The organism is Methylobacterium sp. ap11 (assembly GCF_900110515.1).
GTDB lineage: Bacteria > Pseudomonadota > Alphaproteobacteria > Rhizobiales > Beijerinckiaceae > Methylobacterium > Methylobacterium ajmalii.
On record NZ_FOEB01000025.1, the window covers coordinates 20,006 to 33,329 of the forward strand.

The following is a 13,324-nucleotide window of genomic DNA, read 5'->3' on the forward strand; positions in this document are numbered from 1 at the left end:
GAAGCCCGCCGGATGCGAGGCGGCCTCGCTTCGACGGCGTCCGGCTCGGGCGAACAAAAACCCGGTGGCCGAGGAAACTAGTTCTTGGCCACGAAGCAGGCCGCGCCGGCCGACTTGAGCTTGCCGCACAGGCCGTCGGCGCTCTCCTTCGACATCGGCCCGACGCGGACGCGGTAGATCGACTTGCCGTTGACCTCGGCCTGACGGATCAGCGGCGACTGGTTGCCGAGGACGGCGGCGTAGCGCTCGCGGGCCTGCTTGAACGCGACCTCGGCCTCCTTCTCGGTGGCGCGCACCGAGAGCTGCACCGAGAAGCCGCCGACCGGCGCCTGCGGCGTCGGCACCGCCTGGGTGGTGACCGGCGGCTCGGCGGAGGCGACGCGCTGGGGCTGCCTCTGCGCCGGGGTCTCGGGCGCCGGGGTCTCCGCCGCGGCCGCCGGGGTCTGGGGGGCGATCGGCACGACCCGGGCGCTGCTGCGCGGCGTGACCGGTGCCGCGGCCGGGGTCGAGCCGGTCGCCTCGGTCGGCAGGGTCATGGTCGGGATCGGCGATGCGGCGGCGCCTTGCGCCTGCGCGGCCTTCTGCTGGGCTTCCTGCGCGGCGCGCTGCGCCTCGGCCGGCGACGGCTCGGGCCGCACCGAGACGGTGCGCACCCGGCGCGGCTCGCCGAGGGATTCGGTGAGCGCGTTGCCGGGAGTGGCGGGCGAGGCGGCGGGGCCGGCCTCGGCCACGAGGGCGCGGGCCGCCTGCTTGACGTCGAGGGGCTGCTCCTCGCGGTTGACGATGCGGATCTGCCCGTCCTTGGCGATCGGGCCGCGCTCGTAGATCTGCTTGTTCTGGTCGGGGATCTCGACGCCGCCGGCATTCTGCGGCGCGACCTTGAGCGGCGCCTGGTCGGCCATGACCAGGATCGGCGCGCCGGAACGGCCGTGGTGGAACGCCTTCCAGGTCAGGGCGCCGCCGATCGACGCGGCGACGATGCCGAGCGCGGTGCCCACCAGGGCGATGCGCCGGCGGCCGCGGGGCCGCGGCTCGGCGGCGAGACCGGGCTCCGCCTCGCCGGCCATCGGGGCCGGATCGGCGACGGCCTCGTGCTCGGACGCCGCGAGATACTGGTTGAAGGCGCCGGCCGGAGGATGCGACGGCGCCCCCATCGTGGGCTCGGAGCGGCCGGGCGCGAGGGCGCCGTCGGGCGCGGAGAAGCCCGCCTCGCCGTAGTTCGGCATCACCGGCTCGACGCGGCCGCGGGCCTCCGCGGTGCGGGTCGCCTCCTTGGCTTCCTTGGCCTCCAGCAGCGCGCGGAACGGATCGTCCTGGCCGACGATGCGGGCGAGCTCGGCGAGCGGGTCGGGCCGCGCACCCGTCTGGGCGGGAGCCGGCTGCCGATCGTGCTCGAAGCCGTCGTAATCGACGGGAACCCGGGAAGCATTCGACGTCATGGCAGCACCATCCTGTTCGCCCTCGCGTCACCTCGCGGCTGTTGTCAGGCCGGCTCGGCGACATCGGCCGCCCACCCCGATATGGGGAGGGCGGCCGGCAGATCCCATCGCTCGCGTCCCGCCGCGGCACGCGCCTTCGCGCATCCCGCGGCGTCCGGTCGCGCGCCGATCCCGGCGCCGAGCCTCAGCGCATCTCGTCGGGTGCACCGACGCCGAGGATCCCGAGATTGGACGCGACCACGCCCTTGAGGGCGGCGACGAGGGCCAGCCTCGCCTCCGTGGACTTTCTGTCGGTTTGATTAACAAACCGTAATTGCGGCAAGTCTTTGCCCTTGTTCCAGAAACTATGGAACGCGCTGGCCAGCTCGTAGAGGTGGAAAGCCAGCCGATGCGGCTCGTGGGCGGCGGCCGCCGCCTCGATCACCCGGGGCACCTGGGCGATCAGGCGCATCATGTCGAGCTCGCCCGAATCGGTCAGGCCCGACAGGTCGGCCCGCGCCAGCGCGGCCGACGACAGGTCGAGGTCGGGAAAGGCCTCGCGGGCCTGGCGGAACACCGAGGCGGCACGGGCATGCGCGTACTGGACGTAGAAGACCGGGTTGTCCTTCGACTGCTCGACCACCTTGGCGAGGTCGAAATCGAGGGTGGCGTCGTTCTTCCGGTACAGCATCATGAACCGCACGGGGTCGCGGCCGACCTCGTCGATCACCTCGCGCAGGGTGACGAACTCGCCCGCCCGCTTCGACATCTTCACCGGCTCGCCGCCGCGCAGGAGGCGCACCAGCTGGCACAGCTTGACGTCGAGCGCCGCACGCCCGTCCGAGACCGCCTTCACGGCCGCCTGCATCCGCTTGACGTAGCCGCCATGGTCGGCGCCGAGCACGTCGATCAGCTCGACGGCGCCGCGCTCGACCTTGGAGCGGTGATAGGCGATGTCCGAGGCGAAATAGGTGAAGCTGCCGTCCGACTTCAGCAGCGGCCGGTCGATGTCGTCGCCGAAGGCGGTGGCACGGAACAGCGTCTGCTCGCGGTCCTCCCAATCCTCCGGCAGCTGGCCCTTGGGCGGGGGCAACCGGCCCTCGTAGACGAGGCCCTTCTCGCGCAGGTCGGCGATCAGCGCGGCCACCGCACCGCCCTCGCCGCCGGCCTGGAGGGTGCGCTCCGAGAAGAACACGTCGTGGTGGATGCCGATGGCCGCCAAGTCCTCGCGGATCCGGTCCATCATCCGGTCGATGGCGAAGTCGCGCACCAGCGGCAGCCACTCGGATTCGGGCTTGTCGCGCAGCGTCTCGCCGTACTGCGCCTTCAGCGCCTCGCCGACCGGCACGAGGTAGTCGCCCGGATAGAGGCCGTCCGGGATCGTCACCGTCTCGCCGAGCGCCTCGCGGTAGCGCAGGAAGGCCGAGCGGGCGAGCACGTCGACCTGGGCGCCGGCATCGTTGATGTAGTACTCGCGGGTCACGTCGCGGCCGGCGGCGACGAGGAGGTTCGCCAGCGCGTCGCCGAACACCGCACCGCGGCCGTGGCCGACATGCATCGGCCCGGTCGGGTTGGCCGAGACGTACTCGACGTTGACCCCGCCCGGCACCTTGGCGCCGCGGCCATAGGCGTCGCCGTCGCGGAGCGCCGCCCGCACCACCTCGCCGTAGAGCGCGGGGTCGAGCCGCAGGTTGATGAAGCCCGGCCCGGCGACGCTGGCTTCCGTCACGCGGGGGTCGGTGCGCAAGTCGGCGGCCAGCGCCTCGGCGAGCGCCTTCGGGTTGGTGCGGGCTTCCTTCGCCAGCACCAGCGCGGCGTTGGTGGCGAGGTCGCCGTGGCTCGGATCGCGCGGCGGCTCGACCACCACACGGGCGCGGTCCAGCCCCTCCGGCAGGGTGCCGGCGCGGGTGAGCGTCTCGAGCGCCTCGCCGATGCGGGCCTCGAAGGCGGCGAAGATGTTCATGCGTTGACCAGTTCTGCAAAGTTCGGGCCGGCCGGGACGAAGGAGCCCCAGCCTGCACGGGGCGCTCTTCTCACGCCGGGGCGGGCGGCGGCAAGCGGAGCCGGTGGAGACCACCTCGTCGATATGAAGGTAAGGCTCTTCCCCTCCCCCTCGTGGGGAGGGGCTGGGGGTGGGGGTGGTGCAGGAGGAACCGCGACGCCTCTTCCGGCACCACCCCCACCCCTACCCCCTCCCCACAAGGGGGAGGGGAAAGTGCACGCCTTTACAACGGCTTGGATTTCAGGAGCGAGCCGCGACCAGCCGCGAGGCCGGCCGAACATCCCCGTTCTCTCCCTTGTCGCCGCGGAGCCGATGCTGCAAAGCGTCCGGGCGTCATCGCCGGACTCTCCGGCCCTCTGAGACAAACGATTCGGACCGCGCCATGCACGACATCCGGGCCATCCGCGACAACCCAGCCGCCTTCGACAAGGGACTGGCGAGCCGCGGGCTGGAGCCGCTCTCCGCCGCCCTGATCGGCCTCGACGACGCGCGCAAGGCGGCGATCTCGGCGGCGCAGGGGGCCCAGGAGAAGCGCAACGCCCTGTCGAAGGAGATCGGCGCGGCCAAGAAGGCGAAGGACGAGGCCCGCGCCCAAGAGCTGATGGCCGAGGTCGCCCGCCTCAAGGAAGAGGCGCCCGCCCTCGACGCCGCCGCCGACGCGGCGGGCAAGGCGCTCGCCGAGCGCCTGGCGGCGATTCCCAACCTCCCGGGCGCCGACGTGCCGGAAGGCCGCGACGAGCACGACAACGTCGAGAAGAGCCGGTTCGAGGGCCGCGGCCTCGCGCAAGAAGGCCGCCAGCATTTCGAGCTCGGCGAGGCCATGGGCCTGATGGACTTCGAGACCGCGGCGAAGCTCTCCGGCTCGCGCTTCGTGGTGCTGAAGGGCCAGATCGCCCGGCTCGAGCGGGCGCTCGGCCAGTTCATGCTCGACCTGCACACGGGCGAGCACGGCTACACCGAGGTGGTGCCGCCGCTCCTGGTGCGCGACGAGGCGATGTTCGGCACCGCGCAGCTGCCGAAGTTCCGCGACGACCAGTTCGCGGCGATCCAGGGTTCTCCCGAGATCGCCCAGGAGAGCGGCGCGCCGAACCGCTGGCTGATCCCGACGGCCGAGGTGCCGCTCACCAACCTCGTGCGCGAATCGATTCTCTCGGAAGACGAGCTGCCGCTCCGCTTCACCGCGCTGACCCCCTGCTTCCGGGCCGAGGCCGGGGCGGCGGGGCGCGACACCCGCGGCATGCTGCGCCAGCACCAGTTCAGCAAGGTCGAGCTCGTCTCGGTCACCGCGCCCGAGCGCTCGACCGAGGAGCACGAGCGGATGCTGGCCTGCGCCGAAGCCGTGCTGAAGCGCCTCGACATCCCGTTCCGGGTCGTCACGCTCTGCACCGGCGACATGGGCTTCGCCGCCGCCAAGACCTACGACATCGAGGCCTGGCTGCCGGGCCAGAAGACCTACCGCGAGATCTCGTCCTGCTCGGTCTGCGGCGATTTCCAGGCCCGCCGGATGGAGGCGCGCTACCGCCCCAAGGAGAGCAAGGGCGTGGCTTACGTCCACACCCTCAATGGCTCGGGCGTCGCGGTCGGCCGCGCGCTCATCGCCGTGATGGAGAACTACCAGAACCCCGACGGCAGCATCACCATCCCGTCGGCCCTCGCGCCCTACATGGGCGGCCTCAACCGCATCGAAGGACATCGGTGATGCGCATTCTCGTCACCAACGACGACGGCATCCACGCGCCGGGCCTGCGCTGCCTGGAGGAGATCGCCGGGCAGCTCTCGGACGACGTCTGGGTGGTCGCGCCCGAGACCGACCAGAGCGGCGTGTCGCACTCGCTCTCGCTCAACGATCCGCTGCGCCTGCGCCAGGCCGGCGAGAAGCGCTTCGCGGTGAAGGGCACGCCCTCCGACTGCATCATCATGGGCATCCGCCACATCCTGAAGGATCACGGGCCCGACCTAGTGCTGTCCGGCGTCAACCGCGGCCAGAACGTCGCCGAGGACGTGACCTACTCGGGCACCATCGCGGGCGCCATGGAGGCGACGATCCTCGGCGTGAAGGCGATCGCGCTGAGCCAGGCCTACGGCATCGGCGGGCGGGCCAACGTGAAGTGGCACACCGCCGCCCAGCACGGCGCGCCGACGGTCCGGCGCATCCTCGACGTCGGGATCGAGCCGGGCATCCTGGTCAACGTCAACTTTCCCGATTGCGAGCCCGACGACGTCAAGGGCCTCGCGGTGGCGGCGCAAGGCGTGCGCAACCAGGCGCTGCTCTCGATCGACGCGCGGATGGACGGGCGCGGCAACCCGTATTTCTGGCTCGCCTTCGCCAAGGCGCGGTTCGAGCCGGGCCACGGCACCGACCTGAAGGCGATCGCCGACGGCTTCATCTCGGTGACGCCGCTGCGCCTCGACCTCACCGACGAGCCGACGCTGACGCGCTACGCCCAGGCCCTCGCGTGAGCGCCGGGCCGCCGGACGGCGAACCCGGGACGGAATCGGTCAGGGAACCGGGCGAGGCCTCGGCCGACGCGGTCGAGACCGCGGCCTTCGTGCTGGGTCTCAGGGCCCGCGGCGTGCGCGACGCCGCGGTGCTCGGCGCGATGGAACGGGTGCCGCGGGAGGCCTTCGCCCCCCTGGCCTTCCGCGACCTCGCCCGCCGCGACCTCGCGCTGCCGCTTCCCTGCGGCCAGACCATGACGGCGCCGAGCGTCATCGCCACGATGCTGGCGGCGCTCACCCCGCAGGGGGCCCGGGTGCTCGAGATCGGCACCGGCTCGGGCTACGCCACCGCCCTGCTGCTGCGCCTCGGCGCCGCCGAGGTGGTCAGCCTGGAGCGCTACGCGACCCTCGCCCGCAACGCCCGCTCGCGCCTCGACGCGCTCGGCTTCGACGCCGCGATGGTGGCGCTGGCCGACGGATACGCGCCGCCGGACGAGGCCGGCGGGTTCGACCGGATCCTCGTCAACGGCACCCTGCGCGATCTGCCCGCTGGCCTGCTGGCGCGGCTGAACCCCGGCGGGCGCCTCGTCGGGGCCCTCACCACGCCGGCGGGGCCGCGGCTCGTCGCCATCGCCCAGGAAGCCGACGGCCCGTGGCGGCAGGTGCGCGAGACGCCGTTGCGCATCGGCCCGCTGACGCCCGGCCTCGCGGCGGCGCTCTGACGCGCTGCCGCGTCCGTTCCCGCCACGGCCCCGCTTGGTGAGCCCGAAACACCGCCACGCAACGGAAGCTTAACCTGAATCCTGTTTGAATCCCGGTCATAGGGTTGCGTGGATGTACGGGTGCGTCGATGCGGGATCGCGGGACAGGCAAGGGGATGCGGACACTGTCGCGCTTCGCCCTCATCGGGCTGATCGGGGGCGCCACGGCGGCCTGCAGCACCGATGCGGTGCGGCTCGATCCGTTCTCGAACCCGTTCTCATCGAGCGCCAGCGGGGAACCCGGGGCCACCGGCAGCCTGCCCGAGGGTGAGGCGCTGACGGCGCCGGTGCGCTCGGCGCCGATCCAGTCGCGGCCGCTCGCAGCGCCGCAGGCCCCGCCGGTCACGAGCCGGCCGCTCGCCGCCGCCCCGGTGCTGACGCCCCGCGTCGCCGCCGCTGCGCCGGTGACCGGCGGCCCGGCCGGGTGGTCGGCCACCGGCGGCACCACCATCACGGTCGGCGCCAACGACAGCCTGAACCAGATGTCGACCCGCTTCGGCGTCCCGTCCGCCGCGATCCTCCAGGCCAACGGCCTGTCGAGCGCCGCGCAGGTCACCGCCGGCCGCCAGATCGTGATCCCGGTCTACCATGCCGGCGGCGTGCCGGCGATGAGCGCCCGCACGGTGCCGCCCGCCCCGCGGGTGCAGGTCGCCGAGGCCCGCCCGGTCGAGACCCGCGCCCCCGAGCCGGTGCGCCGGGTAGCCGAGGTCGCGCCCCGTCCCGAGCCTATCCGGGCCGAGCCCCCGCGCCGCGAGCCGGAGCCCGCCCGCAAGGCCCCCGTCCGCCCCGGCCAGGCCGAGGCGAAGCCGGTGCCCGCGGCCGCCGCCGAGCGCGCCGCCAAGCTCAACCTGCGCAAGCCCGAGCCGCGCGAGGACGAGGAGCGGGTCGCCGCCAAGGGGCAGGCGAAGGCCGTCGCCAAGGTCGCCGCGCGCCAGCAGGACGACGACGAGGACGACAAGGTCGCCGTGAAGCCGAAGGCCGCCAAGGTCGAGGCCCGGAAGCCGGAGCCGAAGGTCGAGCACAAGCCTGAGAAGGTCGCCGAGAAGGCGAAGCCCGAGGTCAAGAAGGTCGCCGAGCTGCACAAGCCCGAGCCCAAGAAGGTCGAGGCCAAGCCGGTCGAGGCCAAGGTCGAGGCCGGGAAGCCCGAGCCGAAGCCGGTCGAGGCCAAGGCCGAGGTGAAGAAGCCCGAGCCCAAGAAGGTCGCCGAGGTGAAGCCGGAGCCGAAGCCTGAGCCGGCCAAGCCCGTGAAGGTCGCGGCCCTGCCCGAGAAGGCGCCCGAGCCCGCGCCGGCGCCCGCCCCCGCGGTCGCCCCGGCGGCGCCCGAGCCGCAATCGACCTTCCGCTGGCCGGCCCGCGGCCGGGTGATCAACGGCTACGGCTCGAGCGGCAACGAGGGCATCAACATCGCGGTGCCGGAGGGCACCCCGGTCAAGGCCGCCGAGGAGGGCACCGTGGCCTATGCCGGCAGCGACGTGAAGGGCTACGGCAAGCTCGTCCTGGTGCGCCACTCCAACGGCTACGTCTCGGCCTACGCCCATAACGGCGAGATCGACGTGCGGCCGGGCGAGAAGGTGAAGCGCGGCCAGACCATCGCGAAGTCCGGCGCGTCCGGCAACGTGACCTCGCCGCAGCTGCACTTCGAGATCCGCAAGGGCGCGACCCCGGTCGACCCGATGCCGCACCTCGCGAGCAACTGAACGTCGAGCGAGCGAGACGAGAGCGGGGCGCGCGAGCGTCCCGCTTTCTCGCGTCGGCGGCTCACGCCTCGCGGCGCAAGGCTCCCTCGCCGAGTTCCGCATTCATCCCCGCCGCGAGGTCGAAGAACCGCCGCCGCACCTCGGCCGAGAACGGGTTCTCGCGCTCGATCGCGTGGTAGACCTCCGGGGCGTCGTGCCGGACCATCCCGACCGCCTGCATCACGAGGTCGAAGCTGCGGGTCGTCATCCGGGTCGGCAGCGGCTCCATCGCCACCAGCACCTTGGCGATGAGGTGGGTCAGGCCCTGCACCGCCGCCGCCTCGCGGTCATGCGCCTCCGGCGTGGTCAGGATCACCGTGAGGCCGAGGGCGCGGCGCAGGAACGCGCCGACCCGGCGCGCCCGGTCGCCCCGCACCGGGCAGACCGCGATCTTGAGCCCGCGCAGGCCGTCGCGCGCGCTCTGCGGCCCGAAGAGCGGGTGGGTGGCGACGATGTCGACGTCTTTCGGCAGCCCGGCCCGCATGATCTCGGCCGGGCGCACCTTCACCGAGCCGACATCGAGGACGAGGGCGCCCGGCCGCAGGTGCGGGGTGACGCCCTCCACCACCGCGGCGAGGGTCGAGACGGGAGTGGCCAGGATCACCACCGGGCAGGCGGCGGCCTCGGCGAGCGTAGCGGGCGCGGCGCCGGCTTCCGCGATCGCGCCGTCGGGCACGAACGGGTCGTGGACGCGCAACTCGGCGTGCGGCGCCAGATGCGCGGCGACGAGGCGGCCGAACGCGCCGAAGCCGATCAGGCCGACCGAAACGGGGGTGTCGAGGGGAAACGGCACGGGAGAGACCTCGGCGGTGGGCGAGGTCGGCGGGCCTGGAACTTTCGAAAGAAGCCTCAACCGCCGACACGTCGTAGCGGTTGAGAGATGACGAGCACTCCGCCGCTTAGGGATGCGGCGCGGGATAGAGTCCGGTCGGGAGGGCGCTGGTCATGGCCGAGCCTGTAGCCGCAGCTGGCCGGCACCGTCAATCGGCGCCCTTCAGTTAGAACTCGATCCCCTCCTGCGCCTTCACCCCGGCCGTGAAATGGTGCTTCACGAGGGTCATCTCGGTCACGAGGTCGGCGGCGGCGACCAGCTCCGGCTTGGCGTTGCGGCCGGTGACCACGACGTGCAGGTCGGGCCGGCGCCGGCTCAGGGCCTCCACCACCTCGGCGAGCGGCAGGTAGTCGTAGCGCAGCGCGATGTTGAGCTCGTCGAGGACGAGGAGCCGGATCGCCGGATCGGCCATCAGCGCCTCGGTCCTCGCCCAGGCGGCGCGGGCGGCCGCGACGTCGCGGTCGCGGTCCTGCGTCTCCCAGGTGAAGCCCTCCCCCATCGTGTGCCACTCGACCTGGTCGGCGAAGCGGTCGAGGGCGAAGCGCTCGCCGGTCTCCCAGGCGCCCTTGATGTACTGCACCACCCCGACCCGCCAGCCGCGGCCGAGCGCCCGCAGCATCAGCCCGAAGGCCGCGGTCGACTTGCCCTTGCCGGGGCCGGTATGGACGATGAGCAACCCCTTCTCGATCGTCTTCTCCGCCACCTCGGCGTCCTGGACCGCCTTGCGCTTCTCCATCTTGGCGCGGTGGCGCGCCGCCTCGTCGTCGCTCATCGTGTCTCTCCCTTGATCGTCATCGGCAGGCCCGCCACCACCAGCACCACCCGGTCGGCGAGCGCGGCCAAGCGCTGGTGCAGGCGGCCGGCCTCGTCGCGGAACCGGCGGGCGAGCGCATTCTCGGGCACGATGCCGAAGCCGACCTCGTTCGAGACCAGCACCAGGGGTCCGGGCGCCTCGGCGCAGGCCGCGAGCAGGTCCGCGACCTCGGCGGCGAGGTCGGCCTTCTCGTCCAGCATCGCGTTGGTGAGCCACAGCGTCAGGCAGTCGACCAGCACCGGCCGGCCCAGCGGCGCCCGGCGGATCGCCCCGGCGAGGTCGCGTGGCGCGTCCACGGTCTCCCAGGGCGGCGGCCGGCGGGCGCGGTGGAGGGCGATGCGCTCGCGCATCTCGTCGTCCCACCCTTGCGCCGTCGCGACGTAGAGCCACGGGCCGGCCTGCGCCGAGACCAGCCCCTCGGCATAGGCGCTCTTGCCCGAGCGGGCACCGCCCAGCACCAGGGTCAGGCGCGGCGCGGCGCGGGTCTCGTCCGGCACGGAACTCTCCTCGGGCGCGGGGGTCGGGTGGAAATCCATCGAATGGGGGGTGTCGGGGCACGGCGCGGCGATTGCAAGCCCGCAGGCGAGCGGCTAGGGTCGAGGAGACGGTGCCTCGATCACGAGGTGAAAAGGGAACGCGGAAACCGGGATCGTCTCGGCCTGCCGCGGCTGCCCCCGCAACTGTGAGCGGACGATTACGGCCCGCCATCGGCCACTGGAGCGATCCGGGAAGGCGGTGGGTCGGTTTTGAGAGCCCGCGAGCCAGGAGACCTGCCGTCATCCTTTCCTCTCGACGCCGCCGGTGGGGCGGCAGGAGCTTCGTCATGGTCGCGATCACCCGTACCCTCTCCCCCGCCCTGGTCGGCGAGCGCCTGAGCGCCGTGCTCCTGGCCGCCACCCTCGGCGTCGGCCTGCTGTTCGTCTCGGGCTTCGCGCCCGTGGTCGCCCTGCACAACGCCGCGCACGACTGGCGCCACTCCGCCAACTTCCCCTGCCACTGACCAGGGCTTGACCGAACGCGGCTGCGCGGCCTGCGCCCTCACGGGGCCCGGGCCCGTTTCCCGTTGGTCGTGCAGGTGATCCCTCGATGACGAAACGACTGCTCGCCGCGGCCTTGGTCGCCGGCTTCCTGGCCGCCTGCGTGGCGTCCGTGCTGCAATTCGCCCTCACCTCGCCGCTGATCCTGGCGGCGGAGAAGTACGAGACGGCCGAGACCGCCGGGCCGGCCTACGCCGGCAAGGCCTTCACCAACCCGCTGATCGTGCTGGCCCATGCCGGCCACGACCATGGCGGCGAGCCGCAATGGCAGCCCGCCCCCGGCCTGCCGCGCCTCGCCTTCACGGCGCTCGCCACCCTGGTGAGCGGCGTCGGCTACGCCCTGCTGCTCGGCGCCGTGCTGGTCGCGACCGGCCGCACCGTGACGCCCGGTGAAGCGCTCAAGTTCGGCATCGGCGGCTTCCTGGCCGCCGGCCTCGCGCCTGCGATCGGGCTGCCGCCGGAACTGCCCGGCATCGCCGCGGCGGGCCTCGAATCGCGCCAGCTCTGGTGGGTGGCGACCGCGCTCGCCACGGCGATCGGCCTCTACCTGATCGCGATCCGCCGCGGCCCGGCGGCGATCGGCATCGGCCTCGCCCTCCTCGTTGCGCCGCATGTCTGGGGGGCGCCGCACGGGCCGGAAGAGATCTCGGCCATGCCGCCGGTCTTCGCGGCGCAGTTCGCTGCCCGGTCGCTCGCCATCGGCTTCACCTTCTGGGCGGTGCTCGGCCTCGCCTTCGGCTGGGCCTGGGGCGCGGTTGTGGGACGGACGAGAGATCCCGTCCGCAGCGGGGTGGCGGCGTGAGCGATCCCGTCACCCTCTACGTCTGCACCACCTGCCGCGGCGCGGCCGATCCGGCCGACGGCCCCCGCGCCGGGGCCCGCCTGCACGAGGCGCTGGCCGCCGCGCTGGCCGCCCGGCCGGGCGCGCCGGTCACGATCGAGCCGGTGGAGTGCCTCTCGGTCTGCAAGCGGTCCTGCACGGTCGCGGTCGCGAGCCCCGGCCGCTGGACCTACGTCTACGGCGACCTCGACCCGGCGGCCTCCGCCGAGGTCATCCTCGACGGCATCGGCCTCTATGCCGGGACGCCGGACGGCATCGTGCCCTGGCGCGAGCGTCCGCAGGAGTTCCGCAAGGGTGTCGTCGCCCGCATCCCTCCCGCGCCGGTGAACGCATGACCATCCTCAACAAGATCCCCTGCACCATCGTCACGGGCTTCCTCGGCGCCGGCAAGACGACGCTGGTGCGCCACGCGATCGAGCACAACGACGGCCGGCGGCTCGCCATCATCGTCAACGAGTTCGGCGATGTCGGCTTCGACGGGTCCCTGCTCGCCGAATGCGGCATCCCGGGCTGCGACGCCGACGCGGTGGTGGAACTGCCGAACGGCTGCATCTGCTGCACCGTGGCGGACGACTTCGTGCCGGCGCTCAACAAGCTCCTCGACCGGCCCGAGCCGCCCGAGCACATCCTGATCGAGACCTCCGGCCTCGCCCTGCCCAAGCCCCTCGTCCAGGCCTTCAACTGGCCGGCGATCCGCTCGCGGGTCACGGTGGACGGCGTGGTGGCGGTGGTGGACGGCCCGGCGGTGGCCTCCGGCGCCTTCGCGGACGATCCGGAGGCCCTGGCGGCGCAGCGCGCGGCCGATGCCAGCGTCGACCACGAGAACCCGCTCGAGGAGGTGTTCGAGGACCAGCTCCTCTGCGCCGACCTCGTGGTGATGAACAAGTCCGACCTCCTCAACGAGGACGAGCGGGCGCGGGTCCGCGCCGAGGTCGAGGCGCACCTGCCGCGCGCCGTCAAGCTCGTCGAGACCGCCCACGGCGCTCTCGATCCCCGCGTGCTGCTGGGCCTCAACGCCGCGGCCGAGGACGACCTCGCCGCCCGCCCCTCGCACCACGAGACGGAAGAGGACCACGACCACGACGACTTCGAGAGCGTGGCGATCCCCGTGGCGGCCGCCGGCTCGCCCGAGGATCTGGCCGCCCGGGTCGCCAAGGCCGCCGAGGTCGCGGGCGTGCTGCGCATCAAGGGCTTCTGCGCCGTCTCCGACAAGCCGATGCGCCTCGTCGTCCAGGGCGTCGGCCGCCGCGTCGCCCACCATTACGACCGCCCCTGGCGCCCGACCGAGCACCGCGACGGCACGCTGGTGGTGATCGGGCTCACCGGCTTCGACAAGGCGGCGGTGACGGCGGCGCTGAAGGGCTGACGGATCTTCGCGCCAGTTGCGGTACCGGGTCTCGCGGTCCGCGACTGGCCGTCCATGATGGGACTAGGCCCGGATCTT

Annotated in this window: 13 protein-coding genes and 1 riboswitch; of the genes, 8 read left to right on the forward strand and 5 right to left on the reverse strand. The window is 73.0% G+C overall.

What is annotated here, in order from left to right; all coding sequences use genetic code 11:
* Positions 1-77: 77 nt before the first annotated feature.
* Together BMX97_RS26205 and argS are read right to left on the reverse strand one after the other, a co-directional pair.
* On the reverse strand, positions 78-1,439 hold the full coding sequence (locus tag BMX97_RS26205) for an SPOR domain-containing protein (protein ID WP_091754128.1): 1,362 nt from the start codon (positions 1,437-1,439) through the stop codon (positions 78-80).
* 184 nt (positions 1,440-1,623) lie between these two features.
* The gene (argS, locus tag BMX97_RS26210) at positions 1,624-3,381 is read right to left on the reverse strand and encodes an arginine--tRNA ligase (protein WP_091754129.1); all 1,758 of its coding nucleotides are present in this window, start codon (positions 3,379-3,381) and stop codon (positions 1,624-1,626) included.
* A gap of 421 nt (positions 3,382-3,802) precedes the next feature.
* Between argS and serS the strand changes: the two genes are divergently transcribed.
* From serS to BMX97_RS26230, 4 genes are all read left to right on the forward strand, one after another.
* Positions 3,803-5,119, forward strand: coding sequence for a serine--tRNA ligase (gene serS, locus BMX97_RS26215; protein ID WP_091754130.1), 1,317 nt, complete (start codon positions 3,803-3,805; stop codon positions 5,117-5,119).
* Complete coding sequence (gene surE, locus BMX97_RS26220; RefSeq protein WP_091754131.1) at positions 5,119-5,880, forward strand: 5'/3'-nucleotidase SurE; 762 nt, start codon at positions 5,119-5,121, stop codon at positions 5,878-5,880. Before serS ends, surE begins: the two co-directional genes overlap by 1 nt.
* 89 nt (positions 5,881-5,969) lie before the next feature.
* On the forward strand, positions 5,970-6,581 hold the full coding sequence (locus BMX97_RS26225) for a protein-L-isoaspartate O-methyltransferase family protein (protein WP_244538657.1): 612 nt from the start codon (positions 5,970-5,972) through the stop codon (positions 6,579-6,581).
* A gap of 155 nt (positions 6,582-6,736) precedes the next feature.
* The gene (locus BMX97_RS26230; protein WP_244538655.1) at positions 6,737-8,317 is read left to right on the forward strand and encodes a peptidoglycan DD-metalloendopeptidase family protein; all 1,581 of its coding nucleotides are present in this window, start codon (positions 6,737-6,739) and stop codon (positions 8,315-8,317) included.
* A gap of 61 nt (positions 8,318-8,378) precedes the next feature.
* Here the strand turns inward: BMX97_RS26230 and BMX97_RS26235 are convergent, their stop codons facing one another.
* The 3 genes from BMX97_RS26235 to cobU all read right to left on the reverse strand — a co-directional run bounded on the left by BMX97_RS26235 (position 8,379) and on the right by cobU (position 10,469).
* Positions 8,379-9,149 carry a prephenate dehydrogenase/arogenate dehydrogenase family protein gene (locus BMX97_RS26235; protein WP_091754134.1) on the reverse strand — a complete coding sequence of 257 codons (771 nt, stop codon included), beginning with the start codon at positions 9,147-9,149 and terminating at the stop codon, positions 8,379-8,381.
* A gap of 205 nt (positions 9,150-9,354) precedes the next feature.
* A complete protein-coding gene (gene cobO, locus BMX97_RS26240; RefSeq protein WP_091754135.1) occupies positions 9,355-9,960 on the reverse strand; it encodes a cob(I)yrinic acid a,c-diamide adenosyltransferase in 606 nt (201 codons plus the stop codon).
* Complete coding sequence (gene cobU / locus BMX97_RS26245; RefSeq protein WP_244538658.1) at positions 9,957-10,469, reverse strand: bifunctional adenosylcobinamide kinase/adenosylcobinamide-phosphate guanylyltransferase; 513 nt, start codon at positions 10,467-10,469, stop codon at positions 9,957-9,959. Before cobU ends, cobO begins: the two co-directional genes overlap by 4 nt.
* A 121-nt stretch (positions 10,470-10,590) precedes the next feature.
* Positions 10,591-10,795: riboswitch (cobalamin riboswitch) on the forward strand.
* 30 nt (positions 10,796-10,825) lie between these two features.
* On the opposite strand from cobU, the gene BMX97_RS26250 reads away from it, so the two are divergent.
* The 4 genes from BMX97_RS26250 (at position 10,826) to cobW (ending at position 13,246) form a co-directional block, all read left to right on the forward strand.
* The gene (locus BMX97_RS26250; protein WP_060846550.1) at positions 10,826-11,002 is read left to right on the forward strand and encodes a CbtB domain-containing protein; all 177 of its coding nucleotides are present in this window, start codon (positions 10,826-10,828) and stop codon (positions 11,000-11,002) included.
* Between the two features lie 86 nt (positions 11,003-11,088).
* A complete protein-coding gene (locus BMX97_RS26255) occupies positions 11,089-11,841 on the forward strand; it encodes a CbtA family protein (RefSeq protein ID WP_091754137.1) in 753 nt (250 codons plus the stop codon).
* Complete coding sequence (locus tag BMX97_RS26260; protein WP_091754138.1) at positions 11,838-12,215, forward strand: DUF1636 family protein; 378 nt, start codon at positions 11,838-11,840, stop codon at positions 12,213-12,215. The genes BMX97_RS26255 and BMX97_RS26260 overlap by 4 nt, the downstream gene beginning before the upstream one ends.
* Complete coding sequence (cobW, locus tag BMX97_RS26265; RefSeq protein WP_091754139.1) at positions 12,212-13,246, forward strand: cobalamin biosynthesis protein CobW; 1,035 nt, start codon at positions 12,212-12,214, stop codon at positions 13,244-13,246. Before BMX97_RS26260 ends, cobW begins: the two co-directional genes overlap by 4 nt.
* Positions 13,247-13,324 lie beyond the last annotated feature (78 nt).